Origin of the sequence: Bradyrhizobium sp. BLXBL-01, assembly GCF_051853025.1 — a bacterium.
Classification (GTDB): Bacteria; Pseudomonadota; Alphaproteobacteria; order Rhizobiales; family Xanthobacteraceae; genus Bradyrhizobium.
The window spans coordinates 3,546,837-3,572,036 of record NZ_CP182471.1 but is presented as its reverse complement, the minus strand read 5'-3'; the positions used below and the strand labels follow the sequence as shown (position 1 = coordinate 3,572,036).

Annotated in this window: 21 protein-coding genes; 13 read left to right on the top strand and 8 right to left on the bottom strand. The window is 65.8% G+C overall.

The window, feature by feature from the left end; all coding sequences use genetic code 11:
• Positions 1-97 precede the first annotated feature (97 nt).
• Together ACNJYA_RS16480 and ACNJYA_RS16475 are read right to left on the bottom strand one after the other, a co-directional pair.
• A complete protein-coding gene (locus tag ACNJYA_RS16480) occupies positions 98-2,113 on the bottom strand; it encodes an acetyl-CoA carboxylase biotin carboxylase subunit (RefSeq protein ID WP_439403257.1) in 2,016 nt (671 codons plus the stop codon).
• Between the two features lie 189 nt (positions 2,114-2,302).
• Positions 2,303-3,373, bottom strand: coding sequence for a zinc-binding metallopeptidase family protein (locus ACNJYA_RS16475; RefSeq protein WP_439403256.1), 1,071 nt, complete (start codon positions 3,371-3,373; stop codon positions 2,303-2,305).
• Positions 3,374-3,602: 229 nt separating this feature from the next.
• Between ACNJYA_RS16475 and ACNJYA_RS16470 the strand changes: the two genes are divergently transcribed.
• Both ACNJYA_RS16470 and ACNJYA_RS16465 read left to right on the top strand, forming a co-directional pair.
• The gene (locus ACNJYA_RS16470; RefSeq protein WP_439403255.1) at positions 3,603-6,068 is read left to right on the top strand and encodes a PAS domain S-box protein; all 2,466 of its coding nucleotides are present in this window, start codon (positions 3,603-3,605) and stop codon (positions 6,066-6,068) included.
• A 152-nt stretch (positions 6,069-6,220) separates the two neighbouring features.
• On the top strand, positions 6,221-7,471 hold the full coding sequence (locus ACNJYA_RS16465; protein ID WP_172783290.1) for an arsenic transporter: 1,251 nt from the start codon (positions 6,221-6,223) through the stop codon (positions 7,469-7,471).
• Between the two features lie 9 nt (positions 7,472-7,480).
• Here the strand turns inward: ACNJYA_RS16465 and ACNJYA_RS16460 are convergent, their stop codons facing one another.
• Together ACNJYA_RS16460 and ACNJYA_RS16455 are read right to left on the bottom strand one after the other, a co-directional pair.
• Positions 7,481-8,845, bottom strand: a complete 1,365-nt coding sequence (locus tag ACNJYA_RS16460; protein WP_172783289.1) for an MFS transporter — start codon at positions 8,843-8,845, stop codon at positions 7,481-7,483.
• Between the two features lie 141 nt (positions 8,846-8,986).
• The gene (locus ACNJYA_RS16455) at positions 8,987-9,754 is read right to left on the bottom strand and encodes a GntR family transcriptional regulator (RefSeq protein WP_172783288.1); all 768 of its coding nucleotides are present in this window, start codon (positions 9,752-9,754) and stop codon (positions 8,987-8,989) included.
• Between the two features lie 176 nt (positions 9,755-9,930).
• Here ACNJYA_RS16455 and ACNJYA_RS16450 point away from each other — a divergent pair, with 176 nt between their 5' ends.
• The 3 genes from ACNJYA_RS16450 to ACNJYA_RS16440 are packed head-to-tail and all read left to right on the top strand — an operon-like array spanning position 9,931 to position 12,968.
• On the top strand, positions 9,931-11,130 hold the full coding sequence (locus ACNJYA_RS16450; protein WP_439403254.1) for a mandelate racemase/muconate lactonizing enzyme family protein: 1,200 nt from the start codon (positions 9,931-9,933) through the stop codon (positions 11,128-11,130).
• Between the two features lie 12 nt (positions 11,131-11,142).
• On the top strand, positions 11,143-11,910 hold the full coding sequence (locus ACNJYA_RS16445; protein WP_439366901.1) for an SDR family oxidoreductase: 768 nt from the start codon (positions 11,143-11,145) through the stop codon (positions 11,908-11,910).
• Between the two features lie 26 nt (positions 11,911-11,936).
• Complete coding sequence (locus ACNJYA_RS16440; RefSeq protein ID WP_439403253.1) at positions 11,937-12,968, top strand: L-idonate 5-dehydrogenase; 1,032 nt, start codon at positions 11,937-11,939, stop codon at positions 12,966-12,968.
• Here ACNJYA_RS16440 and ACNJYA_RS16435 read toward each other — a convergent pair.
• A complete protein-coding gene (locus ACNJYA_RS16435) occupies positions 12,958-13,842 on the bottom strand; it encodes a DUF2380 domain-containing protein (RefSeq protein ID WP_439403252.1) in 885 nt (294 codons plus the stop codon). The genes ACNJYA_RS16440 and ACNJYA_RS16435 overlap by 11 nt on opposite strands.
• A gap of 186 nt (positions 13,843-14,028) precedes the next feature.
• Here ACNJYA_RS16435 and ACNJYA_RS16430 point away from each other — a divergent pair, with 186 nt between their 5' ends.
• Both ACNJYA_RS16430 and ACNJYA_RS16425 read left to right on the top strand, forming a co-directional pair.
• Positions 14,029-15,411 (top strand): histidine kinase, encoded by a 1,383-nt coding sequence (locus ACNJYA_RS16430; protein WP_439403251.1) that lies wholly within the window; start codon positions 14,029-14,031, stop codon positions 15,409-15,411.
• Positions 15,408-16,070 (top strand): response regulator, encoded by a 663-nt coding sequence (locus ACNJYA_RS16425; RefSeq protein WP_172783282.1) that lies wholly within the window; start codon positions 15,408-15,410, stop codon positions 16,068-16,070. The genes ACNJYA_RS16430 and ACNJYA_RS16425 overlap by 4 nt, the downstream gene beginning before the upstream one ends.
• Before the next feature lie 16 nt (positions 16,071-16,086).
• Here the strand turns inward: ACNJYA_RS16425 and ACNJYA_RS16420 are convergent, their stop codons facing one another.
• A complete protein-coding gene (locus ACNJYA_RS16420) occupies positions 16,087-17,070 on the bottom strand; it encodes a VOC family protein (protein WP_439403250.1) in 984 nt (327 codons plus the stop codon).
• Between the two features lie 147 nt (positions 17,071-17,217).
• Between ACNJYA_RS16420 and ACNJYA_RS16415 the strand changes: the two genes are divergently transcribed.
• From ACNJYA_RS16415 to ACNJYA_RS16400, 4 genes are all read left to right on the top strand, one after another.
• Positions 17,218-18,009 carry a DNA-binding transcriptional regulator gene (locus ACNJYA_RS16415; protein WP_439403249.1) on the top strand — a complete coding sequence of 264 codons (792 nt, stop codon included), beginning with the start codon at positions 17,218-17,220 and terminating at the stop codon, positions 18,007-18,009.
• 72 nt (positions 18,010-18,081) lie between these two features.
• On the top strand, positions 18,082-19,605 hold the full coding sequence (gene mhpA / locus ACNJYA_RS16410; RefSeq protein ID WP_439403248.1) for a bifunctional 3-(3-hydroxy-phenyl)propionate/3-hydroxycinnamic acid hydroxylase MhpA: 1,524 nt from the start codon (positions 18,082-18,084) through the stop codon (positions 19,603-19,605).
• 22 nt (positions 19,606-19,627) lie between these two features.
• Positions 19,628-20,479, top strand: coding sequence for a fumarylacetoacetate hydrolase family protein (locus tag ACNJYA_RS16405; RefSeq protein WP_439403247.1), 852 nt, complete (start codon positions 19,628-19,630; stop codon positions 20,477-20,479).
• A 41-nt stretch (positions 20,480-20,520) separates the two neighbouring features.
• The gene (locus ACNJYA_RS16400) at positions 20,521-21,732 is read left to right on the top strand and encodes an ABC transporter substrate-binding protein (RefSeq protein WP_172783277.1); all 1,212 of its coding nucleotides are present in this window, start codon (positions 20,521-20,523) and stop codon (positions 21,730-21,732) included.
• Positions 21,733-21,769: 37 nt separating this feature from the next.
• Here the strand turns inward: ACNJYA_RS16400 and ACNJYA_RS16395 are convergent, their stop codons facing one another.
• Positions 21,770-22,612 (bottom strand): hypothetical protein, encoded by an 843-nt coding sequence (locus tag ACNJYA_RS16395; RefSeq protein WP_260379679.1) that lies wholly within the window; start codon positions 22,610-22,612, stop codon positions 21,770-21,772.
• 217 nt (positions 22,613-22,829) lie between these two features.
• Here ACNJYA_RS16395 and ACNJYA_RS16390 point away from each other — a divergent pair, with 217 nt between their 5' ends.
• Both ACNJYA_RS16390 and ACNJYA_RS16385 read left to right on the top strand, forming a co-directional pair.
• On the top strand, positions 22,830-23,714 hold the full coding sequence (locus ACNJYA_RS16390) for an IclR family transcriptional regulator (protein ID WP_439403246.1): 885 nt from the start codon (positions 22,830-22,832) through the stop codon (positions 23,712-23,714).
• A 36-nt stretch (positions 23,715-23,750) separates the two neighbouring features.
• A complete protein-coding gene (locus ACNJYA_RS16385) occupies positions 23,751-24,725 on the top strand; it encodes a Bug family tripartite tricarboxylate transporter substrate binding protein (RefSeq protein WP_439403245.1) in 975 nt (324 codons plus the stop codon).
• A 57-nt stretch (positions 24,726-24,782) separates the two neighbouring features.
• Here ACNJYA_RS16385 and ACNJYA_RS16380 read toward each other — a convergent pair whose 3' ends face one another.
• A complete protein-coding gene (locus tag ACNJYA_RS16380) occupies positions 24,783-25,049 on the bottom strand; it encodes a hypothetical protein (protein ID WP_212254995.1) in 267 nt (88 codons plus the stop codon).
• Positions 25,050-25,200 lie beyond the last annotated feature (151 nt).

The following is a 25,200-nucleotide window of genomic DNA, read 5'->3' as shown; positions in this document are numbered from 1 at the left end:
AGCAATCCAGAATCTTTCCGCGGAGGCAGTCTGGATTGCTTCGCTGCGCTCGCAATGACGGTGTTGATGGGGCCCGACGAGAGCCCCACTCACACGCTTACGCAAACTCCAGGATCAGCGCGTCGACCGCAAGTGTCGCGCCGGCGCTGGCGTGGATCTTCTTCACCGTGCCGTCCTGCTCGGCGCGCAGCACGTTCTGCATCTTCATGGCTTCGACCACGGCGAGCGTCTCGCCGGCCTTGACCTCCTGCCCCTCGTTCACCGCGATCGAGACGACGAGGCCCGGCATCGGGCAGAGCAGCTTCTTGCCGCTGTCGGAGGCCGTCGCCACCGGCATCAGCCGTGCGGAGGTAGCCTCGGCCTCGGTCCAGACATAGACCGGGACCTCGACGCCCTGATGCGCGAGACGGATGCCGTTCGGAATCGGCCGCGCCTGCACGGCGACGAACTGCCCGTCGATGGTGCCCTGCCAGACCGGATCGCCCGGCTTCCACCGCGACTGCAACAGATGCGCAGTGCCGGCCTTGCCGTCGGCATCGATGAAGCGGATCGCGATCGCCTCGCCTTCGCGCGCGACCTCGAGCAGGATCTCCTGGCGGTCGAGCCAGACTGCGCGACGGCGCTCGCGCTGCACGACGCGGCCGCCCATCTGGCCGGAGATCTGCCGCTTGCGCGCCCCCAGCACATGATCGATCGCGGCGCCGACCGCGGCGATGCGCCGCGCGACCTCGCCTTCAGGCACCCGCACCGCAAAGCCCTTGGGGAATTCCTCGGCGATGAAGCCGGTCGAGAGCCGGCCCTCGCGCCAGCGCGGATGATGCATCAAGGCCGACAGGAACGGGATGTTGTGGCGGATGCCATCGACATAGAACGAATCCAGCGCGGTGGCCTGCGCCTCGATCGCAGCCGCGCGCGAGGGCGCATGGGTGACGAGCTTGGCGATCATCGGATCGTAATGGATCGAGATCTCGCCGCCCTCCTGCACGCCGGTATCGTTGCGGATGGTGATGCCGTCCTTGCTGGCCTCCGCCGGCGGGCGATATTTCACGAGCCGTCCGATCGAGGGCAGGAAGTTGCGGAACGGATCTTCCGCATAGAGGCGCGATTCCACCGCCCAGCCCGTCAGCGTGACGTCCTTCTGCGCGATGGTGAGCTTCTCGCCGGCGGCGACGCGGATCATCTGCTCGACGAGGTCGACGCCGGTGACAAGCTCGGTGACGGGATGCTCGACCTGGAGGCGCGTGTTCATCTCCAGGAAGTAGAAGCTCTTGTCCTGGCCTGCGACGAACTCGACCGTGCCGGCGGAATCATAGTTCACGGCCTTGGCGAGCGCGACCGCCTGCTCGCCCATCTTGCGGCGGGTCGCCTCGTCCAGCAGCGGCGACGGCGCTTCCTCGATGACCTTCTGGTTGCGGCGCTGAATCGAGCATTCGCGCTCGCCCAGATAGATCACGTTGCCATGCTTGTCGCCCAGCACCTGGATCTCGATGTGGCGGGGATCGACGATGAACTTCTCGACGAAGACGCGGTCGTCGCCGAACGAGGCCTTCGCCTCCGCCTTGGCGAGGTTGAAGCCCTCGGCGACCTCGGCCTTGGAATGGGCGATGCGCATGCCCTTGCCGCCGCCGCCGGCGGAGGCCTTGATCATGACGGGGTAGCCGATCTCGTCGGCGATGCGGACCGCGTGCTTGTCGTCCTCGATGACGCCGAGATAGCCCGGCACGGTCGAGACTTTTGCTTTTGCGGCGGCCTTCTTGGACTCGATCTTGTCGCCCATTGCCGCGATCGCCGCGGGGTTCGGGCCGATGAAGACGATGCCGGCGGCTTCCAGCGCGCGCGGAAACGCCTCGCGCTCGGACAGGAAGCCATAGCCGGGATGCACGGCCTCGGCGCCCGTCTTGCGACAGGCCTCGACGATCTTCTCGATCACCAGATAGCTCTCGGCCGCGGCCGGCGGGCCGATCAGCACCGCCTCATCGGCCATCTCGACATGAAGGGCATCGCGGTCGGCCTCGGAATAGACCGCAACCGTTTGAATTCCCATCTTGCGGGCAGTCTTGATGACCCGGCAGGCGATTTCGCCGCGATTGGCGATCAGAATGCGTTTGAACATGCTTTTCTTGAGTCTCGACCTTGGGCGGGACCCCTTCCCTGGCCGTTCGAGCCTATGGGAGGGGCCGTGTGGCTCCCGTGGTACATCAAAATGGGCCGGAGGCAACGGTCTAAATCCGGGGACTCTGGCGTACCAGCGCAAGACCGAAATGGGCCACCCGGCGCGCGCTGGGCACGCCGTGCGGCATCCCTAGGGCTTCCCAGGCTTGGCCACGTCCCGGACCAGGTCATGGATGAAGCCCAGCTTGCCGACCACCGCGGACGACAGGATAAAGGGATAGAGGTCGCGCAGGCCCATGGCGCGGTTGACGCTGTTCATGGCGAAGGTGAAGGGCAGCCATGCGTTCACCAGCGCCTCGACATCCCTCGCTTCGTAGGGGTTGAAGCGGATGCGCGCGGTCAACTCCCCGCCGCGGTCGATCTTGGGACGCACCTCCATGCCGAACTCGGCGGCCATTTCCAGGGTGTCGACGATGTGGAGGTAATGCGCCCAGGTCTCGGCAAAATCCTCCCAGGGGTGGGTCGTGGCATAGGCCGAGACGTAGTTCTGCTGCCAGTCCGGCGGCGGCCCTTCGGCGTAGTGACGCTGCAACGCCTGGCCGTAATCGACGGAATCATCGCCGAAGACGGCGCGGCACTGGTCGAGCTTGCCGCCATCGCGCACCAGCACGTCCCAGAAATAGTGCCCGACCTCGTGGCGGAAATGCCCGAGCAGCGTCCGGTACGGCTCGCCCATCTCGAGCCGGCGCCGCTCGCGCTCGATGTCGTCGGCCTCGGTCAGTGCGATCGTGATCAGGCCGTTGTCGTGGCCGGTCATGACCTTCTCGCCGCTGTGCGGATCATCGGCGAGAAAATTAAAGATCAGGCCATGCTCGGGATTGTCCTGGCGGGTCTGAAGCGGCAGCTTCCAGCGGATCAGGGAATAGAATAGACGGTGTTTTGCCACCTCCAGCTCGCGCCAGCCGGCGAGCTGCGCCGGATCCGAGAGGTTTGGCACCGTCCCATTGTGACGGCAGGCGCGGCAATAGCCAGTGGTATCGGCGGCGTCGGTCAGCCAGTTGCAGGCGTCGTACTCGGCATTCCGGCACAGCATCCGGCTTTCGCCCTTGCCGGCGAGGATTCTCCATGCCGCCCCGTCGGCCTCGATCGCCGACATCGTCTCCTTCTCCGGCAGGAAGGCGATCCGATGGCCGCAGCGTTCGCAGGCGCGGTTCTCGAAATAGAGGACGTTGCCGCAGGCCTGGCAGACAAAGAGCTTCAAGATTTAGCCTCGTGGGAAAGGAAAGCTTGTAAGAGAGCTGGCGCCTCGCGACGACGCATCAATCAGCCGATCGTTCCAGTATTCGGAACAAATTGCCAGACCGGACGTTGCCACCGCGTACTTCTCCACGTTCAGGCTCGCGCCACCATTTCCGGGCACCACCTGCCCTCTAAACAATGGCCATCACGCCCCGTCTGTGTGAATATCGGTCCGGCACGCGCGCACCTAGATGACAACGGCCGATGCCTTGAACGATCCCTTGCCCGAAACCATCGCCGCCGAAAGGCTGCGCCAGCACCTCGAAGACGTCGCGCGCGAGCGCGACAACGCTTATCGCGCGCTGCAGGAGCGCGAGGCCGAGCTGGCGCGCATCCAGCGCATCGGCAAGGTCGGCGGCGTCGAGGTCGATTTCCGCGAAGGCTTCAAGAACCGTCGCTCGCCCGAATATCTGATGATCCACGGCCTCCCGCCGGAAGCCGCCGAGGAGTCGCACGAGGATTGGGTCAACCGTATCCATCCCGACGACCGCGACGCTACCGTCAAGCATTTCTTCGAAGCTCTCGCCGGAGCGAGCGAAGACTATAGCGCTGAATACCGCATCATCCGCCCCAGCGACGGCGAGACCCGCTGGATCCGGGTGGTCGCCAAGATCGAGCGCGACAAGGACGGCCGCGCCATCCGGCTCGTCGGTGCCCATATCGATATGACCGACCAGGCGCTGGCGCGCGAGACACTTCGCGAAAGCGAGGAGCGCTTCCGGCTGATCGCCGACAGCGCGCCGGTGCCGATCTGGGTCACCAAGCTCGACCGCAAGCGGTCCTTCGCCAACCAGGCCTATGTCGATTTCGTCGGCCTGCCCTACGATCAGGCCATCGATTTCGACTGGCGCAAGGTGCTGCACCCCGACGACCTGCCGCACGTGCTGCAGCAATCCGTCCAGGGTGAAGCGTCCCTCAAGCCCTTCGTGCTGGAAGCGCGTTACAAGAACGCCAGCGGCGAATGGCGCTGGCTGCGCTCGGAATCGCAGCCGCGCTGGGATGCGACCGGCAAGCATATCGGCTTCATCGGCGTCGCCCACGACGTCACCGTCGCCAAGCAGGCCGAGATCGAGCTCAGGCGGCTGAACGAGACGCTGGAAGAGCGCATCGCCGAGCGCACAGCCGAGCTCGAAGCCAACCAGGCGCGGCTGCGCGCGATCCTGGAGACCAGCAATCAGTATCAGGGCCTGGTCAATCTCGAGGGCGAACTGGTCTACGCCAACAAGACCGCGCTCGCCGGCATCAAGGCGAATTCCGCCGACGTGATCGGAAAGCCGTTCTGGGACACGCCCTGGTTCACCGGCACCGACGGTATGAGTGCCGCCGTGCGCGAGGCCTTCGAGACGGTGCTCAAGGGCGAACCCGTGCGGCTGGAGATGCGCCTGCGCCTTCCCGTCGGCGAGCGCGATTTCGACTTCGGCATGCGCCCCGTACTCGACCGCCACGGCGCCATCACCGGCGCCGTGCCCGAGGCGGTCGACATCACCGAGCGGCGTCGCGGCGAGGAAGCGCTGCGGCAGTCGCAGAAGATGGAGGCGATCGGTCAGCTCACCGGCGGCGTCGCGCACGACTTCAACAATCTCCTCACCATCATCCGCTCGGCGACCGATTTCCTGCGCCGGCGCGAGCTGCCGGAGGAGCGCCGCCGCCGCTACGTCGATGCCATCTCCGAGACGGTCGAGCGCGCCTCCAAGCTGACCGCGCAGCTTCTGGCCTTCGCGCGCCGCCAGCCGCTCAAGCCGCAGATCTTCAACGTCGGCAGTCAGGTCGAGGGCGTGGCGCAGCTGGTCCGCCCGCTGGTCGGCGGCCGCATCGAGATCGCCGTGGAGATTCAGGACGCCGATTGCTTCACGGTGGCCGACATCGCCCAGTTCGAGGCCGCGCTGATCAACCTCGCCATCAACGCCCGTGATGCCATGGACGGCGAAGGCCGCCTCACCATCGCCGTGCGCAAGGTCTCGGGAATCCCGAGCCTGCGCGCACAATCGGCGCGCGGCGGCGACTATGTCGCGATCTCCGTCAGCGACACCGGCAGCGGCATCGCGCCGGAACATCTCGACTCGATCTTCGAGCCGTTCTTCACCACCAAGGAGGTCGGCAAGGGCACCGGCCTCGGCCTCAGCCAGGCCTTCGGCTTCGCGAAGCAGTCCGAGGGTGACATTGCTGTGACGAGCACGCCGGGCAAGGGCGCGACCTTCACCATCTATCTGCCGCGGGCGCAAAGCCCGGCGACGGACAAGGAAGCCGCGGCGCTGAGCCACGAGGCGGCCACGACCGGGCGTGGCTATCGCGTGCTCGTGGTCGAGGACGATGACGAGGTCGGCCGCTTCTCCACCGAGCTCTTGGAGGATCTCGGCTATGTCGTCCGCCGCGCTGCCAATGCGAACGCGGCGCTGGCGATCCTCGGCGAAAACGAATTTGCCGTCGACCTCGTGTTCTCCGACGTCATCATGCCTGGAATGAACGGCGTCGAGCTCGCCGGGATCATCCGTGAGCGCTATCCAGGCCTGCCCGTGGTGCTCACCTCCGGCTACAGCAACGTGCTCGCAGAGAACGCCCACCGCGGTTTCGAGCTGATCCAGAAGCCGTATTCGGTGGAACCGCTCTCGCGCATCCTGCGCAAGGCGATCACGGAGAAGCTATCGGTGGTAAGGTGAGTGTGACATTCGCTAGAAGCAGCCACAATTTCCGTCATTGCGAGCGCAGCGAAGCAATCCAGACTGTTCCTGCGGCAAGACTCTGGGGGAAGACAGCCGTTCCGACATCGGTTATCGATGCCGAATGACTGACCGAACCTCAAGGACTGACCGTGCCGTCTAACGCCATCTGGGCCTGGAGCATCACCGCCGTCGCGACCGCAGGCGTCATCATCCGGCCCCTATCCCTGCCCGAGGCGATCTGGGCCGTGATCGGCGCGAGCGCGCTGGTGCTGCTCGGCTTGCTGCCGTGGCAGGACGCCCTTGTCGGCATCGAGAAAGGTGTCGACGTCTATCTCTTCCTGATCGGCATGATGCTGATCGCCGAACTGGCGCGGCTTGAAGGCCTGTTCGATTATCTCGCCGCGCTTGCGGTGGAATATGCACGTGGCTCGCCGCAGCGGTTGTTCCTGCTGATCTACCTCGTCGGCACGCTGGTGACGGTGCTGCTCTCCAACGATGCCACCGCGATCGTGCTGACGCCGGCCGTCTATGCAGCGACGCGCGCGGCCGGCGCGAAGCCGCTGCCCTATCTGTTCGTCTGCGCCTTCATCGCCAATGCCGCGAGTTTCGTGCTGCCGATCTCCAACCCCGCCAATCTCGTCGTGTTCGGCGCGCACATGCCGCACCTGACGGAATGGCTGCGCCTGTTCGCCCTGCCCTCGGCGGCGTCGATCCTGCTGACCTACATCGTGCTGCGCCTGACCCAGCACCGCGCGCTGAAGGAAGAGACGATCGCGCGCAGCGTACCGCATCCCAAGCTCGGACGCGGCGGCAAGCTCACCGCAATAGGCATCGTCGCGATCGGCATCGTGCTGGTCACGGCGTCGGCGCTGGACAGGCAATTGGGTCTGCCGACCTTCGTCTGCGGCGTGGCGACGGCCGCCATCGTGCTGCTGATCAACCGGCAATCGCCCTTGCCCGTGCTGCGCGGCGTGTCCTGGAGCGTGCTGCCGCTGGTCGGCGGGCTCTTTGTCATGGTCGAAGCGCTGGTGAAGACCGGCGTGATCGCGCAGCTCAGCGCGCTGCTGCATCAGGCGGTTGCGCAGTCCGTGACGAAGGCCGCCTGGAGTGTCGGTATTGCCACCGCGCTCGCCGACAACATCGCCAACAACCTCCCGGTCGGCCTCGTCGCCGGCTCGGTCGCCGCCAGCGATCATCTGCCCGCGCCGGTGGTCAGCGCCATTCTGATCGGTGTCGATCTCGGCCCCAATCTGTCGGTCACCGGCTCGCTCGCCACGATCCTCTGGCTTGTCGCGCTCCGGCGCGAGAAGATCGAGGTCGGCGCCTGGCCATTCCTCAAGCTCGGCCTCTTGGTGACGCCGCCGGCCCTGATCGCGGCGTTAGCCGCCGCGATCAGATAGCACTCATCTTCAGTCGTTCTCGTAGCCGTAGACTTCCGGCAGGATGAAGATTGCCGCGAGCAATCCGATCAGCGGGAAGATCGCGACCATCAGCGTGGCGTTCGCCTGCCCGATCGCGGCAAACACCGTCGGGAACAGGAAGATCGCCAGGAACGACGGCAGCTTCACGAACATGTAGGCGAAGCCGCTGGCGGTGCCGCGATATTGCGGACGGGCGACCATGGTCGGGATGGTCATGCAGTTCGAGGCGTCCCAATAGTGGCCCCACAGCATGCCGGCCGCGGCGAACGGCAGCAGCATCTTGTTGTCGGTGTAGAGCGCGAACGCGGCGACCAGCAGCGATACCAGCACGATGGAGAAGCCCGCGATGGAGATGCCGCGATGGCCGATTTTCGGCGTCAGCAGCGGCCCGACCCATCCCGACAGCGCTGCGAAGGAAAACAGCGCCATTGTCACCAAGTTGATGCCGAGCACGCTCGACACGCCGACCATCACGAACAGCACCGGCAGGTAGAACGCGAAGGTCGAGAACTCGCTGGCCTGCGCGAAGCAGGCGATCCAGCCATACAACGTGGCGCGCCAGCGAATCGGATCTTTCTTGAGGTCGGCGAGGAACGCGCGGGTGCTGGTTTTGGGAACCACGACGTCCCGATCCGGCAGCATGTCGAGATTGTCGTTGAACATCTCGCGCGCGACCTGCTTGGCTTCCCGATAGCGGCCCTTCTGCACCAGCCACACCGCCGTCTCCGGCACGTCGTGACGCATGATGAGGATGATCAGCGCCGGCACCGCGCCGAGGCCGAGGGTCACGCGCCACAGCATCTCGTGGTTCATGTCGACCAGAAGGAAGATTACGATGACGCCGATGGTGAGGACCTCACCGACGGCGAACATGAACTGCCAGCGGTTGCCCATGACCTCGCGCTCGCCCTTCGCCATGGATTCCATGATGTAGGTGTAGCCGGTCGAGATGTCCGAGCCGAGCGGAATGCCGAGCAGAAAGCGGATCACGACGAGCCAGCCGACGCTGGGCACGAAGGCCTGCGCCAGTGCCAGCACGATGAACAGCACCATCGTGACCAGGAACATCACGCGGCGGCCGATCTTGTCCGACAGCCAGCCGCCGAGCAGCGCACCGATCAGCGCCCCACCTTGCGTGCCCGCGGCGGCAAGGCCGAGCATCAGCGGATCGGGATTGTACTGCTCCTTGATGAAGATCAGCACGAAGGCGATCGAATAGAGGTCCCAGGCCTCGACCAGGATGGAGGCCATCATCAGCCAGCCGACCTTGTTGCCCTTGGGACTGTAGTTCGTGATGAGGTAGCGGACCGCGGCTTCGCTCGCGGTCGCTTGTGGCATCGCCATCGTTGACATTCTTCTTCCTTTCTTCAGAAACTCTCCAAAGCGCGATGAGATCAGGATCTCATCGCGCTAGCTTGTTGTGTTGTGCATGAGCGCTTCGGAAAACCGCTGCACACTTTGCGCGAGCGCGGCCCTTCGGGTCCGGACCATGCTCTACGCACCGAGCAGCGGCTCGATGCTGCAATCGAGCAGGCGCGGATCGATCCCGGCCTCCATCCCTGAGAACATCTCGCCCATGTAGTCGATCAACGCATCGCTCGCCTTCACCGCGTCCTCGACGCGGCGGTTGGCGACGGCTGCAAGAATGGCGAGATGGTGATCGATCGTGCCTGACAGGTCCGCCTGCCCCGGCATGAAGCGGTGGTGGATGTAGCCGATGCGGCGATACAGCGTGTGCAGCGGCCGCAGCGTGTGCACCAGGAACGGCTCGCCAGCGGCCTCCAGCACCAGCGCGTCGATGCGGCGGTCGAGGCTGTTGAACTCGTCGAGTGTCAAAGTGGCGCGACGTTCGCGCAGCAAACGCTCGATGTGCAAGGCCTGATTGCGGTGGGAAAGACTGGCGCGATCCGCCGCGAGGCGAATGACAAAACGCTCCATGTCGCGTCGCAGGCCGAGCAGCATGCGTTCGCGCGCCAGATCGATCGGCGCGATGTTGAGGCCATGACGGGGCCGGATGATGATGAGGGTGTCGGCGGAGAGACGATTGACGGCGTGATGCACCGGCGTGCGGCCAAAACCGGTGATTTGCTGCAATTCCAGCATGGTCATGAACTGGCCGGGCTTGAGCTCGCAATGGACCAGGAGCTCTTCGATCCTTTGATAGGCCAACTCGAAAAAGTTGAGACGATTGCTGCGGGAGCGCCGGCCTCCGCCGTCATCCTCGTCTTTCACCACTTCGAGCGCGCGCTTGCGCCGTGCCATGTCGTCCTCCCGTCAGCCCGCGCTCTCGTTGCAGGATGGCGCCCTGGTTGTGGCACCCTTAAAACATGTTGTGATATATTACAAGCAGGCGTAAGACGTCGGCACGGCCTGCAACATGTTGCAGCGCAAAATGAGACGTCGGGTGCGAAGCGCCTTTCGATGGGAGGATAGTTGCCGTGAAGATCACGTCGATCGAGACACTGCGCACCGAGGAATTTTCCAACGTCATCTGGGTCCGCGTCCACACCGACACCGGCATGATCGGCCTCGGCGAGACCTTCTACGGCGCGGGCGCGGTCGAGGCGCAGATCCACGACACCTTTGCCGGCCGCCTGCTCGGCCGCAATCCACTGCACATCGAAGCGATCCATCGCGACATGCTCAACCTGCCGATGGCGCAGTCCTCCACCGGCGTCGAATACCGCGCGGCCTCCGCGATCGACATCGCGCTGTGGGATCTGTTCGGCAAGGTCTGCGGCCAGCCGGTGCACCAGATGCTCGGCGGCCTCTGCCGCGACAAGCAGCGCATCTACAACACCTGCGCCGGCACCCAATATGTGCGCTCGACCAATATCAGCCCGGTGGCCAATTGGAATCTCGGCGCCTCCAAGGGGCCCTATGAAGATCTCGACGGCTTCATGAACCATGCCGATGCGCTGGCCGAAAGCCTGCTCGAAAGCGGCATCTCGGCGATGAAGATCTGGCCGTTCGATCCGGCGGCGCAGGAGAACAAGGGCCTCTACATCACCGCATCGCAGATGAAGCAGGCGATCGAGCCGTTCGAGAAGATCCGCAAAGCCGTCGGCGACAGGATGGAGATCATGGTCGAGCTGCACTCGCTCTGGAATCTGCCGACCGCCAAGCAGATCGCCCGTGCGCTCGAGCCCTACAAGCCGACCTGGTACGAAGACCCGATCCGGATGAACTCGCCGCAGGCGCTGGCCGAATATGCCCGCTCGACCGACGTCTGGGTCTGCGCCAGCGAGACGCTGGGCTCGCGCTTCCCCTACAAGGACATGCTCGACCGCGATGCCATGCATGTGGTGATGGCCGATCTGTGCTGGACCGGCGGTCTCACCGAAGGCCGCAAGATCGCGGCGATGGCCGAGACCTATCACCGGCCCTTCGCACCGCACGATTGCATCGGCCCGATCGGCTTCATCGCCGCCATCCACATGTCCTTCAGCCAGCCCAACACCCTGATCCAGGAATCCGTGCGCGCCTTCTACAAGGGCTGGTACAATGAGCTCGTCACCACGATGCCCACCATCAAGGACGGCTATGTCTTCCCGATGGAAGGTCCCGGCCTGGGCGTCGACCTTCTGCCAGCCGTCTTCGAGCGCACCGATCTCATCGTGCGCCGCTCCAACGCTTGAGGATCTATTGAGATGAGCACCGCCCTCTTCGACCTTTCCGGCCGTACCGCGCTCGTGACCGGCTCCTCCCGCGGCCTCGGCCGCGCCATTGCCGAGGGCATGGCCAAGGCCGGCGCCAAGCTGATCATCAACGGCGTCGATCCCAAGCGTGTCGAGCAGGCCGTCGCCGAGTTTCGCGCCGCCGGCCATCAGGCCGAAGGCGCCGCCTTCAACGTCACCGATGAGGCCGCAATCGTGGCGGCGTTCAACGACTTCGACAAGAAGGGGATCGCCGTCGATATCCTCATCAACAATGCCGGCATCCAGCACCGCAAGCCGCTGGTCGAGTTCACCACCGACGAATGGCGCAAGGTGATCGAGACCAACCTTACCAGCGCCTTCGTGATCGGGCGCGAGGCGGCCAAGCGCATGATCCCGCGCAAGCGCGGCAAGATCATCAATATCGGCTCGCTCGGCAGCGAGCTCGCGCGCCCCACCATCGCGCCCTACACCGCGGCCAAGGGCGGCATCAAGAATCTCACGCGCTCGATGGCGGTGGAATGGGCCCAGCACGGCATCCAGGCCAATGCGATCGGACCGGGCTACATGCTCACGGACATGAACGAGGCGCTGGTCAACAACGCCGACTTCAACAACTGGCTGATGGGCCGCATCCCCTCCAAGCGCTGGGGCAAGCCGGATGAGCTGGTGGGCGCCGCGATCTTCCTCGCCTCGGACGCGTCGACCTACGTCAACGGCCAGATCATCTATGTCGATGGCGGCATGATCGCCGCGATGTGACCGCCAAGACAGCGAAGGAGCAAGCCATGCGCGCCGTCGTCATCCACGCCCCGAAGGACCTGCGGATCGACAATTATGCCGATCCGGCCCCCGGCCCTGGCGAGGTCCGCGTCAAGATCGCCAATGGCGGCATCTGCGGCTCCGATCTGCACTACTACCATCACGGCGGTTTCGGCGTCGTGCGGATCCAGCAGCCGATGGCGCTGGGTCACGAGATCGCCGGCGTCGTTGCGGATGTCGGTGACGGCGTCACCAGCGTCAAGCCGGGCACGCGCGTCGCGGTCAACCCGAGCAAGCCGTGCGGGGCGTGCCTGCATTGCCAGGAGGGCCTACGCAACCAGTGCCTCGACATGCGCTTCCTCGGCAGTGCGATGCGCTTTCCCCATGTGCAGGGCGGCTTTCGCGAGTTCATCACGGTCGACGCGACGCAGGCCGTGCCGATCTCGGACAAGCTGTCGTTGGCGGAAGCTGCGGTCGCCGAACCGCTCGCGGTGTGCCTGCATGCCGGCAAGCAGGCCGGTCCCCTGCTCGGCAAGCGCGTGCTGATTACCGGCTGCGGTCCGATCGGCGCGCTGATGATTTTGGTCTCGCGTTTCGGCGGCGCGTCCGAGATCGTTGTCACGGATGTGGCCGACGCCCCGCTCGCGGTCGCGAAAAAGCTCGGCGCCACGCATGCCATCAACGTCGCGACCAATGCCGCCGCGCTCGATCCCTGGCGCGCCGGCAAGGGCGTGTTCGACACGCTGTTCGAGGCCTCCGGCAACCAGGCCGCGCTCCGCACCGCGCTCGACGTGCTCAGGCCGGGCGCCACCCTGGTGCAGCTCGGCCTCGGCGGCGAGATGACGCTGCCGATCAATTCGATCGTCGCCAAGGAATTGCAGCTCCGCGGCACCTTCCGTTTCGATCCCGAGTTCGAGCTCGCGGTACGCCTGATGGGCGAGGGCCTGATCGACGTCAAGCCGCTGATCACGGCCACCATGCCGTTCGAGAACGCCGTCGCCGCCTTCGAGCTCGCCAGCGACCGCTCGCAGTCGATGAAGGTGCAGCTTACCTTCTAGGTGCGTCGTTGGCCTGCTGGCTGTCGATCAGCCGGTCGCTGATCAGCCGCACCGCACCGCGTTTCCAGGAATAGTCAGCGCCCATGCGCAGGCCACTGTCGCCGCGCGCCAACACCGCGCCGGTTCTGGCGTCGCGAACCTGGAAGCCTAGCGTGTATTCGGTGCGGCTGACGCGGCGCACCACGCCGATCAGCGATTGGTCCGCACCGAGCTTGCGTGCAATGGAAGCCTCGCAGCCGCCGCAATCCCGCAAAGCGCCGGTTTTCCCCGCCTCTCCGCTAACGTCGACGATCCGGTAACGGCCGGATTGCCCGAGCGCCTCGCGCACACCGCCAGTGACCTCCGCGAGATATGTCGCATCTGACGCAGCGGACGCGCCCGCTGAGGCGGCCGTCATGTCCTCGAGCTCGAAATCGAACACGGCAAGCTCGACCGGCGCAGGCGTGCCGAGCGCAGCCATGACCTCGCGAGACACAAAGATCTCGGCGCGCTCCCATGCTTCATCATTGTCGCCGCGGAAGCTGTAGAGCTTGTCCAGCACGAGCGTCTTGGCGCCGACGTTGATCACGGCAACCTTGGCCCATTGCACCAGCGTGCTCGTCTTCTGAATGCCGCCGACCACCTTGAACGCCGCTCCGTCCCGGGCCGAGGACACCAGCCGATAGCGCCCACCCTCGCCGATGTCTCGTCTGAGTGCGGCCATGAACGCCGCCAGCCGCCGCTCGTGGGCGGCGGTCTGGTTGGTCGGCTCGGCCGAGGTGTCGGTGTAGCTGAAATCGTCCATGGCAACCCCGATGGCGGACTGCGCAGCGACGGGCGAGCAGGAGAGGAGGAAGAGGAGACACGCAGAGAGAACCGGCCGGGAGCGGTGCATGAACGGACCTCGTGGATGGAACGCAAATCTGCGCGGGCCACCTCACGCCCCGCAGCCGTCGCCGTCCCGACCAACGCCGGGAAAATTTCACGACGTTGCACTGCGGCAAGTCGGGAACGCTTCCCGCCGCTGGCGTTCTGCCCTTTAATGAGGCGCGACAAGCCCGTTCGCACCAGGTGCAAGCTGATGTGGAATCGCCCGAGGTTCGATCTCAAGGTCCGTCTGACGCTGCGCGTCGCCGCGATATCGGCCGCCTGCTTCGCCGCGATCTCCACCTATTTCCTTGTCACGGCTGACCGCGCCGCGCATGCGCGCATCGACGGGATCGCCGCCATCGTGGCGAAGACGCTGGAGCTGCAGCAAGGCAAGGTGCAGTGGGCGGCAAGCCCTCGCTCGGACTTTCCGAACCTCGACCCGGTGTCGGCCCATGTCATGACGCCCGGCCTGTGTCTTGGATTCCGTGGGCCGAGCGGCGAGATGCTGCAGCGTTTCTGTAGCGGCGCGCCTGCCCCGGCCAGCCCGCCGCCGCAAGCCTTCGCCGCCTTCTATCGCGGCGTGTTCGACCCCGGCCGCGAGGCGGCTCGGCCCGTGATCGTACGCGGAACCAAGCTCGGCGAGACCGTGGTCTCGCTCGACCCGGCGGTGCAGACGGCGGACGCCTGGCACGAGGCCGGCCGCCTGATGATCGCGCTTGCGATCGCGCTGCCGCTGCTGTGCGCGCTGGTCTATGCCGCACTGGCCCGCGCGCTGCGCCCCACCCGCATGATCGGCAGCGGCCTCGAACGCATCGCCGCCGGCGACCTCACCGCCCGGCTGCCGCCATTCGACCTCGCCGAGCTCTCCGCCATCCGCGACGTCTTCAACCATCTCGCCGAAAGCCTCGACACCGCGCTCGCCGAGCGGAGCGAACTGACGCGGAAGCTGATCGCGCTCCAGGACGAGGAGCGCCGCCATCTCGCCCGTGAGCTGCATGACGAATTCGGCCAGTCGCTCGCCGCGATCCGCGCGCTGGCCGCATCCGCCCGCCAGACTGCGGCGCAGGACTGTCCCGGCTTGCTCGGCGAATGCGACAGCATTGCCCGCACCGCGACCGGCATGATGGAGACGCTGCGCGGCGCGCTGTTCCGGCTGCGGCCGCCCGATGTCGACGAGCTTGGCCTCGTCGCCAGCCTCGAAGGCCTGGTGTCGGGATGGAACGGCCGCAGCCGCGGCCAGCCCCGCTTCGAGATCCGGTTCGACGGCGCTTTCGACAGCGTGCCCGCCGCCGTCAGTGCCAACCTGTATCGCATCGTGCAGGAGGCGCTCACCAACGCCACCAAGCATGCCGGCGCAACGAAGGTCAGCCTGCATCTGACCATGGCCGACAGCGAGATCGCGCTCGCGATCGAGGACGATGGCCGGCCGAACGAAGCTGCCGCCAAGTCCGGTATGGGCCTGCTCGGCATGCGCGAGCGCGTCGCTGCACTTCGCGGCCGGCTCAGCTTTGAGACCGGCCCTCACGGCTCGGCGCTGCGCGTAATCATTCCGCTCGCGGCTGCCGCGTCTGAGGCCCTGGAGCATGCGGCATGAGCGCAGTTGAAGCGACGATCCTGCTGGTCGACGACCATTCCGTCGTCCGCGAGGGCTATCGCTCGGTGCTCCAGAAACAGCCGGGCTTGCGCGTCGTCGCCGAGGCGGCCGACGGTGCGGAAGCCTATCGCCTGTACAAATCCGAGACGCCCGACCTCGTCATCATGGACCTCAGCATGCCCGGCATCGGCGGCATCGAGGCGGTCAGGCGGATCAGGCAGTGGGACAAGACTGCGCGGATTCTCGTTTTCACCATGCACGAGAATGCCGGCTTTGCCGTGCAGGCGATCCGCGCCGGTGCACGGGGTTACGTCACCAAGACCAGTCCGCCCGAGACCTTGGTGCGCGCGGTCAAGGACGTGCTCGCCGGCAAGATCGCCATCAGCCCCGACATCGACCACGAACTTGCGCTCAGCCGGATCAGCGGCGAGACCTTGGCCGCCGACGTGCTGACGCCGCGCGAGTTCGAGGTGCTGCGGCTGCTGCTCGCCGAGAACACGACGGAGGAGATCGCCGAGACGCTCCACGTCAGCCCGAAGACGGTGGCGAACCTGCATTCCCTGATCAAGGACAAGCTCGGCGTCGGCTCCGACATCGAGCTGGTCCGGCTGGCGCTGCGCCAGGGCATCTTGACCGAGGTCGATCTCGGCGAGGCCTGAGCTACGCCGCGGCGGATCACTCCCGCGCGACCACCGAGTCCAGCCACGCGCAGTTGAGCGGCGGCACGCGCGGATCGGCGACGCGCACGCCGCGGGCAGCGGCGTCGAGCCGCATCTCGCGCATCCGCTTGCGCTGCTCTTCGGGCATATGCAGCCGTTCGTGACCCCACAGGGAGGGCCCATCAAAGGTCTCGTGCGGCTGCCAGGTCTCGGGATCGATGACGCGTCCGCCCCAGCCGTACTCGATGAAGAAGCCGGACGGCGTATTCACATAGAACGAGGTCATGTGGTCATTGGTGTGCCGGCCCAGCGTGTAGGCGATGCGTCCCTCGTCCATTTGCGCGAGGTCGTAGCCCTGCCCGACATCATCGAGGCAGCCGAGCTCGACCATGAAGTGATGCATCGCCTTTCGCCCCGAGCCGACCATCGCAAAGGAGTGGTGGCGGCCGTTGACGTGGAAGAAATAGAGCCCGTAAGGCTTCAGCCCGAAATCGGAGACGTGAAAGCCGAGCACGTCGCGATAGAACGGCAACAGCGGCTCGACGTCCTCGACGTTGAGTACAACATGCCCCATGCCGAGCGCCCCGGTGCGGAAGCCCGAGATCGGGCGGCCCGGCCTGAACGGCTCGCTCGCAAGCTCCGGCTTGCAAAAAGCCTCCAGCCGGTTGCCGGCGGGATCGGCAAACGCGATCAGCTCGGCGACATGCCTCTCGTCAGCGAGCGCGCGCGAGCCTCGGACCACCTTGATGCCATGGCTTTCCAGCCGTCCAGCCAACTTGTCCAGTTCGGCCGTCGAAGGAACTTCCCATCCCATCACCGCAAGGCCGGCATCGCTGCCGCCGTCGACGATCAGCCGCTGCTTGCGGTCGTCCATGCGGAAGGCCCGCATCTTGCCGCCGCGATCGACCTGCTGCATGCCGAGCAGCCCGGTCGCCATCCGGCTCCACTGGTCGAGCTGGGACGAACTGATTCCGATATAGCCGAGCGCTGCGATTTCCATCGAATTCCTCCCGAAGGCATCGCGGCCGCCGTATTGCGGCGAGCTTGATACCGGCCGCGCGCGATCCTACGGTGGCGTTCCGCAATCGCCTCGCGTTCGCAACGACAATAAGCGCGCCGCGACGTGCCACAAGGGAGGAAGTAGGAAGTGTCCAAGGAGCGGACGCGGAACGGCCAGCCTCGGCAGTCTGAGGGCGTCCGCGCCTTCAAGCGCGGGCTCGACGTGCTGCAGGAGGTCAACCGCTCCGGCGGCATCCGCGCCGGCGACGTTGCCCGCGCGCTCGACTTGCCCCGCCCCACCGTCTATCGCCTGCTCGAAACCCTGGAGGAGCTCGGCTATATAGCCCGCAGCGCCAGCGACGATCGTTTTCGCGTCACCCGGCGCGCGTTGAGCCTCGGCGACGGCTACGATCCCGGCGTGGTCATCTGCCAGGCAGCGGCGCCTTATCTCGCCGATCTCAGCAAGAAGCTGGTCTGGCCGGTCGATCTCTCGACTTACGAGAACGCGGCCATGGTGGTGCAGGAGACCACGCATTCTCGCAGCCCGCTCTCGATCGACCGCGGCATGATCGGCAAGCGCCTGCCGATGCTGCGCACGTCTGCGGGCCGCGCCTATCTCGCCGCCTGCCCCGCGCGCGAACGTGATCTCATCATCAATCATCTCCGCCGCATCGACGAGGTGGACGACCGCCCCTTCCTCGACCAAAGCCGGCTCGACCGCATGATCGCCGAAACCGCCGCGCGAGGTTACGCCATCCGAAGCGAGGGCGAATACAATCCCAAGACGGCATCGATTGCCGTTGCCATCGTGCGGGACGGCGCCGTATTCGGCTGCATCTCGATCATATGGATCCGCTCGGCGCTGGGGATCGACGAAGCGGTGGCGCAGTTCGCGAACCAGCTGCTGGACACGGCGTCGGCCATTCCTGTCGCGGGTTAGAGACCGTCCGCTGGGCGGACACTTGGCACGCCGGCGTTGAAGGGCCGGCCTTGCCTGGGGAAAAGATACCCCATGCAAGATAAATCCACCCCAGAAGAGTTTGACGTCGCCATCGTCGGCCGCGGGCCGGTGGGTGCCACGCTCGCCAACCTGCTCGGCCTGTGCGGCGTGCGGACGCTGGTGCTGGAGCGCGAAGCGCGGACCTATCATCTGCCGCGCGCGGTGCATTTCGACGATGAATGCATGCGCGTGTTCCAGACCATCGCTCTTGCCGACGCGATCCTGCCGCATGTCATTCTCAGTCCCGGCATGCTCTTTCTCGATGCAGCCGGCCGCATGCTGCTGGATTGGTCCCGTCCGCAGACGCTGACGCCGATGGGCTGGCATCTCAGCTACCGCTTCCACCAGCCGGATCTGGAGGACGTGTTGATCGGCGGCCTCGCCCGCTGGCCACACGTCACCTTGCAGAGCCGCTGCGATGTGTTCGCGCTCGATCAGGACGAGCACGGCGTGCGCGTCCGCTACGAAGACCTCTCCAACGGGAAGCTCGGCGAGGTCCGCGCCGGATATGTGATCGGCTGCGACGGCGCCCGCTCCCTGGTGCGCCGCTTCATCGGCTCGGGCATGGACGACCTCGGCTTCCACGAGCGCTGGCTGGTCATCGACGTTCTGCTCAAGCGCGCGCGCGGCGACCTCGGCGACTACAGCCTCCAGCATTGCGATCCCAGTCGGCCCGCAACTTACGTGCGCGGCACCGGCACGCGGCGGCGCTGGGAGATCACGGTTCTCCCGGACGAGGACTCGCAGGAGGTCGCTCAACCGGCGAAGGTCTGGGAGCTGCTATCGCGCTGGATCACGCCCGACGATGCCGAGATCGAGCGCGCTTCGGTCTACACTTTTCATTCCGTCATCGCGGAGCAATGGCGCAACGGGCGATTGCTGCTCGCGGGCGATTCCGCGCACCAGACCCCGCCCTTTCTCGGCCAGGGCATGTGCGCCGGCATTCGTGATGCCGCGAACCTCGCCTGGAAGCTGGCGAGCGTGATCCGCGACGGCGCCGCACCAGATCTGCTCGACACCTATCAGAGCGAACGCCTGCCGCATGTGCGCGAGTTCATCGAGCTCGCCATTCGCCTCGGCGGCGTCATCAACACCAAGGCGATCGAGGCCGGCCTTGCCGCCGGCGAGGCGCGCGAGAACGCGCCGGTCAAGCTGGACGTGAAGAAGCCCCTGCTGGGCCCCGGACTAGGGTTCGGCGACCTGCCGCTCGCCGGACGTCTCGCACCGCAATTCATGCTGAGCGACGGACGCCGCAGCGACGACCGGACCGGCTATCATCATGTGCTGCTCATCGAGACGGCGGCCGCGCTGCCGTCGCGCCTCGCGCTGTCGCAGACCGGGATCGAGGTCCTCACCGGCGACGACGCCGAAGGTGTCGGAGACTGGCTGCGCGAGCGCGGCATCATCGCCGCACTGGTTCGTCCCGACCGGTACATCCGCGGCACCGCCTGCAACGGGGCCGAGCTCGACCGCCTCATCGCCGCCATCGCGCCTTCAATCCAAATTCCTTCAGCCCAAGCGCCCTCCGCGGCCTGACCGAACCTCTCAAGGACCTTTCATGAAGCTGCTCTCATTCAGTGTGGACGGACGCTCCTCCTTCGGCGCCGTCAAGGACAACGGCGTCGTCGATCTCGGCGCGCGGATGGCGGGCTGCACCACGTTGCGGCAGCTGCTCGAAGCCGGTCGCCTCGGCGAGGCGGCAAGACTGGCCGCCTCCGCGGCCCCCGATCATTCGCTCGACAAGGTCAGCTTCGCGCCCGTGATCCCCGATCCCGGCAAGATCATCTGCGTCGGCCTCAATTATCGCGATCACGTGGCCGAGACCGGCCGCACCGTCACCGAAAGGCCGGCGCTGTTTGCGCGCTTCGCCTGCAGCCAGGTTGGCCATCTCCAGCCCATCGTGAAACCAGGGGTGAGCGACGACTTCGACTATGAAGGCGAGCTCGCGCTCGTCATCGGCAAGGCGGGCCGTCACATCCCGCCTGGCCGCGCGCTCGACTACGTCGCCGGCTATTCCTGCTACAACGAAGGCAGCATCCGCGACTGGCAGCGCCACACCAGCCAATTTCTCGCCGGCAAGACCTTTGCCGAAAGCGGCAGTTTCGGTCCGTGGCTGGTGACGACGGACGAGATTCCGGATCCGTCAAAGCTCACCCTACAGACAAGGCTGAACGGCAATGTCGTGCAGAACACCACGACGGATCTCCTGATCACCGCCATCCCCGAGCTGATCGCCTACATCTCCACCATCTGTCCGCTCCTGCCCGGCGACGTCATCGTCACGGGCACGCCGGGCGGTGTCGGCGCCAAGCGCACGCCGCCGCTGTGGATGCGGCCCGGCGACACCGTCGAGGTCGAGATCTCCGGCATCGGCACCTTGCGCAACACGGTGATCGCCGAACCGGCCTGACCGCCAAGACCGATCAATCAACGATAAACTTGAGGAACGCCATGGGCACGACCCGCACCAGCTCCGCCGCCACGCTCCTGATCACACTTGCGCTCGCGGGCTCCGCCGCGCGGGCCGAGATCAAGGGCGACGCCATCCGCATCGGCGTCCTCACCGACATGAACGGCGTGTTCGCGACCGCCATGGGTCCGGGCTCGGTCGAAGCGGCGCGGATGGCCGCCGAGGAGTTCGGCGGCAAGATCAACGGCAAGCCGATCGAGATCCTGCAGGCCGATCACCAGAACAAGCCGGATCTCGCCGCGTCGCTGGCGCGAAAATGGTTCAGCGACGGGGTCCAGGCGATCGCCGATGGCGGTAGCTCCGGCGCGGCGCTGGCGGTGCAGGAGCTGGTGCGCGGCAACGGCAAGATATTCCTCATCTCCGGCGCCGGCGCGAACCAGCTGACCGATGACGCATGCGCCCCAACGAGCGTGCAATGGACCCAGGACGCCTATTCCACGGCGACCGCCGTGGTCTCCGGCATCATGCAGACCAGCAAGGAGCCCTGGTTCTTCATCACCGGCGACTACGCCTTCGGTCATTCGATCGAGGTGACCGCGCGTGAGCGCATCGCCGCACTCGGCGGCAAGGTCGCCGGCAGCGTCAAGGCGCAGCTCGGCACGCCCGATTACAGCTCGTTCCTGCTTCAGGCGCAGTCGTCGGGCGCCAGGATCCTGGCCATCAACGTTGCCGGCGACAACGCGACCGCGATCAAGCAGGCCGAGGAGTTCGGGCTCGCCAGCCAGGGCATGAAGATCGTGCCGATGTCGTTCCAGAACGTCGACATCGAAGCGGTTGGGCTCAAAGCGACGCGCGGTGATCTCATCGTCACCTCCTTCTTCGAGGATGTCTCGCCGGCAGCCCGGAAATTCTCCGATGCGTTCCATGCTCGCCGCAAGGCGATGCCCTCGCAGATCCAGGCCGGCGTCTATTCCGCCGTGCGCCACTATCTGCAAGCCGTGAAGGACACCGATTCCGACGAGGGCGCCGTCGTGATGGCCAAAATGAAGGCGACGCCGGTGTCGGACGCCTACACCACCAACGGCCGCATCCGCGAGGACCAACGCATGGTGCACGATCTCTATCTGGTGCAGGTCAAGACTCCGGAGGAATCCAAAGGCCCGTGGGACTTCGTCAAGCTGGTCGCGACGATCCCGCCCGACCAGGCCTTCCGCCCGCTCGATCGCAGCAAATGCAGCCTGGTCGGCAAGTAAGGCGCTTGGAAAAACGCCTCAAACAAGACTTTGACCGTCAGGCGAGATAGCGCGCCAGATAGCCTTCCATCGCGTAGAGCGCGCAGAGCGCGAGGCTCGACCACACCGCCGCGCTGAAATACAGGAACATCCAGGTCAGCTCGCCCTTCCAATGCGCGATGTCGTGGGTCACCACCCAGCGCGTCGCAACGTCGTGCAGACCTTCGAGCAGGCCCAAGAACCTGCCGCCCTCGGCGTGCCCTGCCCGCCAGCGGCTGAGATACATCGGCACGTCGACGGTGACGAGGAAGGCGAGGAAGCAGGCGATGCCGATGATGCCAGCGATCAACGCCCAGCGCACCACGCCCTGGAATTCCGGCATCAGGCGGCACAGCGCGATGCCGGCGAGGAAGAAGGTCACCGCCCATAGCGAATTCTCGATCGCGTTGTAGAGATAATTGGTGGTGACCACCGCGTACCAGGAGAAGCACTCGGCGATGATGATCACCGGGACAATCACCCACGCGATGTTCACCGCCGTCTCGGCGCCGGTCATGGTGCCCAGCTGATGCAGGATGATCGCCCATTGCGCGGCGAAGCAGACCTCGGCCACGGTCGCAACCGAACGTCCGACGAAGACGCTGGAGAGCCAGGTGTCGAACAGGCAGATGCGCTGCACGTCGGCGCGCGGCAGCACCGAACGGAACGCGCAGCCGAACACATAGCCGGCGCACAGCAGGAACATCAGCCCGATATCCGAGCCGCCACTGATGCTGCCTGCGACCGTCGGGTAGAACTCACGGTACAGCATGAACCAGACGAGGATGTTGGCACTGCTCACAAGCGTGAGGGATCCCCACCACCACGCGAGGGGATTTGACCGCGCCTGCCACTGCAACATGAACCGCTCCGCAAAATTTATCGATCTGACATGTCGTCGTAATAATCCTGTCACAGAACGGCATGCAACCACGACAAAAATCTGTGTGTGCCCTGTCGTTCCAGCGGTGCCCTCAACCGGAAAACAGGCGGACAGGGAGCGTCCACATATCGGACAATTTTGCCGCAGATAGCGAATTTATTGGACATTCGAAATCTGTCCGTCTGATATTCCGAGGATGGCTCCGACCGGCTCCTCCAAACCGCAGCATCCGCTCTCCTCCGCCGCAGCCGTGCTGGCGGAGAGCGCCGACGACGCCGCTTTCGCCACCACGCTGGCCAAGGGGCTGGTCGTGCTCGAGGCGTTCAAGGCCGGGAGCACGCTGCTGGGCAACATGGAGCTGTCGACGCTGACGGGCATTCCGCGCCCGACCGTGGCGAGGCTGACCCATACGCTGGCCCAGCTTGGCTATCTCCGCTACGACGCCGAGCGGTCGAAGTACCGCGTCGGTGCACGGGCGCTGCGCATGGCGCATCCTCTGCTCGCCGGGATGCAATTCCGCCAACTGGCGCGGCCGATGATGCAGGAGCTGGCGCACAGCGTCCGCGGGACGGTCTCCATCGGCCTGCTCGATGCGACCTCGATGATCTATGTCGAAACCGCTCGCTCCGGCGATGTCGGCCCGCACGTGCCCGATATCGGCATGCCCATTCCCGTCGTGATGACCGCCATGGGCCGCGCTGCGGCGGCGGCCCTGCCGTCGGCCGATGCAGACCGGCTGGAACGGAATCTCGCGGCCGAAGATGCCGGCCTGTGGTCGGCCGTCCGCGACAAATACCGCGCCGGGATCGCGCAATGCAAAAGCCGCGGCTTCTGCACCTGCTGGGGCGAGTACATGGCCTCGATCCACGCCGTCGCCGCGCCGCTGTTTCATGTAAGCGAATCGAAGCAGTCGTTCTCGATCAATTGCGGCATCCCTGCCTTCCGGCTCCAGCCCGGGCAGCTCGAGGGCGAAATCGGTCCGCGCATCGCGGCGCTCGCCGACAGCGTCCGGGCCGTGGTCGGAGCGTCGATGCCCACGGCCGAGACGCGCAAGCAAAACAAGAAGAGCGCCAGGACATGAACAAAAGAGCTGGCGCCCCATCTCCGGGAGGCCATCATGACCATCACACGCCGAGCACTGCTGGGCGCCGTCGCCGTCGGCGTCTCGGCCTCGTCATTTTCCGCCTACGCTGAGGACGTCTGGCCGTCGCGGATGGTGCGGCTGATCTCGCCTTACGGTCCGGGCGGCTCCAACGACATCTCGCTGCGCTTGCTGGCCGAGGAGTTCAGCCGCAGTCTGCGCCAGCAATTCATCGTCGAGAACAAGCCCGGCGCCGGCACACGCATCGCCAACGACATGGTCGCCCATGCGCCTGGCGACGGCTATACGATCCTCTACGTCGCGGCGCCCTACGCCACCGCCGAGGCGCTATTCGGCAAGCTGACCTATGAGCGAGGGGATCTGCAGCCGATCGCGATCGCCGTGATCGCACCGCTGTTCCTCATCATCAGTGCCGATGCGCCGTTCAAGACGCTTCCCGACTTGATCGCCTACGGCAAGTCGAAGCCGGACGGACTGACCTTCGCCTCTCCCGGCGCCGGCTCGCAGCCGCATCTTGCCGGAGAGCTCCTGTTTCGCGATGCCGGCGTCAAGGGTCTCAACATCCCGTTCCGCGGCGATGCCGCCTCCTACACCGAGCTGCTCGCCGGACGCGTCGATGCCACGCTGACCGCGCTGCCGACCGCCCTGCCCTACATCCAGAGCGGCAAGTTCACCGTTCTCGGCGTCGCTTCGGCCGAGCGCAGCGCGCTCTACCCGCAGGCGCCGACGCTGCGCGAGCAGGGCTTTCCCAACGTCGTCGCCGCCGGCTGGTACGGCTTCATGGTGCCGTCCACGACGCCGCGCGCCGTCGTCGACAAGCTCCAGGCCGAGGTTCTGCGCGCGCTCGCCGAGCCTGCGATCAAGGACAAGTTGACGGCCCAGGGCCTCGAGGTGCGTGCCGGCACCGCGGCCGAGTTCGGCCAGTTCATCGACGCCGAGACGCAGAAGTGGGCCAGATTGATCCGCGAGGCCGGTCTCAAGGGCGAGTAGGAGCTGACGCTGCTTCTCGCACTGGACTGAGGTGGCGAGAGCCCGTTTGGCCGGCGCCTAGCGCCCTTCGGCGTAACGGCCACCGCCGCGGATGAGACCGTCGCGTTCCTCGGCGTGGCGCTGGTATTCGGAGATCGCGCGGTTGGCCATGCGGATTCGATTCGTGTGTCCCTTCTCGACCATCACGGTGATACGCTGCGCCAGGAACACGCAGGCCTCGAATTCGTCGCGAATGGCGCCCGTCCGCACCAGAAAGTCCCAGGCGATCTCGTAGGCCTGCTCCGCCGCGGGATTGCGATAGTCGCTGAAGATGATGTGCGTCATCACTGCCAAACCCTGATGGCAGCGATCGTTCCTATGGCTCGCGCATGCGAGGGAACCGGCAGCGCCGCGCGTGAATGCGGCCCCGGCGAATTGCCGCCGGAGCCGGATCGCATGTGCAAGCCGCTGAAGGCTGAATCCAGAGCGCGTTCAA

What these genes read in the sequence shown, in the direction of transcription:
- ACNJYA_RS16390 (WP_439403246.1), top strand. Translation starts at nt 22,830, where the DNA reads ATGGCTCCGACCGGCTCCTCCAAACCGCAGCATCCGCTCTCCTCCGCC.
- ACNJYA_RS16440 (WP_439403253.1), top strand. Translation starts at nt 11,937, where the DNA reads ATGCGCGCCGTCGTCATCCACGCCCCGAAGGACCTGCGGATCGACAAT.
- ACNJYA_RS16480 (WP_439403257.1), bottom strand. Translation starts at nt 2,113, where the DNA reads ATGTTCAAACGCATTCTGATCGCCAATCGCGGCGAAATCGCCTGCCGG.
- ACNJYA_RS16395 (WP_260379679.1), bottom strand. Translation starts at nt 22,612, where the DNA reads ATGTTGCAGTGGCAGGCGCGGTCAAATCCCCTCGCGTGGTGGTGGGGA.
- ACNJYA_RS16400 (WP_172783277.1), top strand. Translation starts at nt 20,521, where the DNA reads ATGGGCACGACCCGCACCAGCTCCGCCGCCACGCTCCTGATCACACTT.
- ACNJYA_RS16425 (WP_172783282.1), top strand. Translation starts at nt 15,408, where the DNA reads ATGAGCGCAGTTGAAGCGACGATCCTGCTGGTCGACGACCATTCCGTC.
- ACNJYA_RS16455 (WP_172783288.1), bottom strand. Translation starts at nt 9,754, where the DNA reads ATGGCACGGCGCAAGCGCGCGCTCGAAGTGGTGAAAGACGAGGATGAC.
- ACNJYA_RS16380 (WP_212254995.1), bottom strand. Translation starts at nt 25,049, where the DNA reads ATGACGCACATCATCTTCAGCGACTATCGCAATCCCGCGGCGGAGCAG.
- ACNJYA_RS16460 (WP_172783289.1), bottom strand. Translation starts at nt 8,845, where the DNA reads ATGTCAACGATGGCGATGCCACAAGCGACCGCGAGCGAAGCCGCGGTC.
- ACNJYA_RS16470 (WP_439403255.1), top strand. Translation starts at nt 3,603, where the DNA reads ATGACAACGGCCGATGCCTTGAACGATCCCTTGCCCGAAACCATCGCC.
- ACNJYA_RS16435 (WP_439403252.1), bottom strand. Translation starts at nt 13,842, where the DNA reads ATGCACCGCTCCCGGCCGGTTCTCTCTGCGTGTCTCCTCTTCCTCCTC.
- mhpA (WP_439403248.1), top strand. Translation starts at nt 18,082, where the DNA reads ATGCAAGATAAATCCACCCCAGAAGAGTTTGACGTCGCCATCGTCGGC.
- ACNJYA_RS16430 (WP_439403251.1), top strand. Translation starts at nt 14,029, where the DNA reads ATGTGGAATCGCCCGAGGTTCGATCTCAAGGTCCGTCTGACGCTGCGC.
- ACNJYA_RS16445 (WP_439366901.1), top strand. Translation starts at nt 11,143, where the DNA reads ATGAGCACCGCCCTCTTCGACCTTTCCGGCCGTACCGCGCTCGTGACC.
- ACNJYA_RS16405 (WP_439403247.1), top strand. Translation starts at nt 19,628, where the DNA reads ATGAAGCTGCTCTCATTCAGTGTGGACGGACGCTCCTCCTTCGGCGCC.
- ACNJYA_RS16385 (WP_439403245.1), top strand. Translation starts at nt 23,751, where the DNA reads ATGACCATCACACGCCGAGCACTGCTGGGCGCCGTCGCCGTCGGCGTC.
- ACNJYA_RS16420 (WP_439403250.1), bottom strand. Translation starts at nt 17,070, where the DNA reads ATGGAAATCGCAGCGCTCGGCTATATCGGAATCAGTTCGTCCCAGCTC.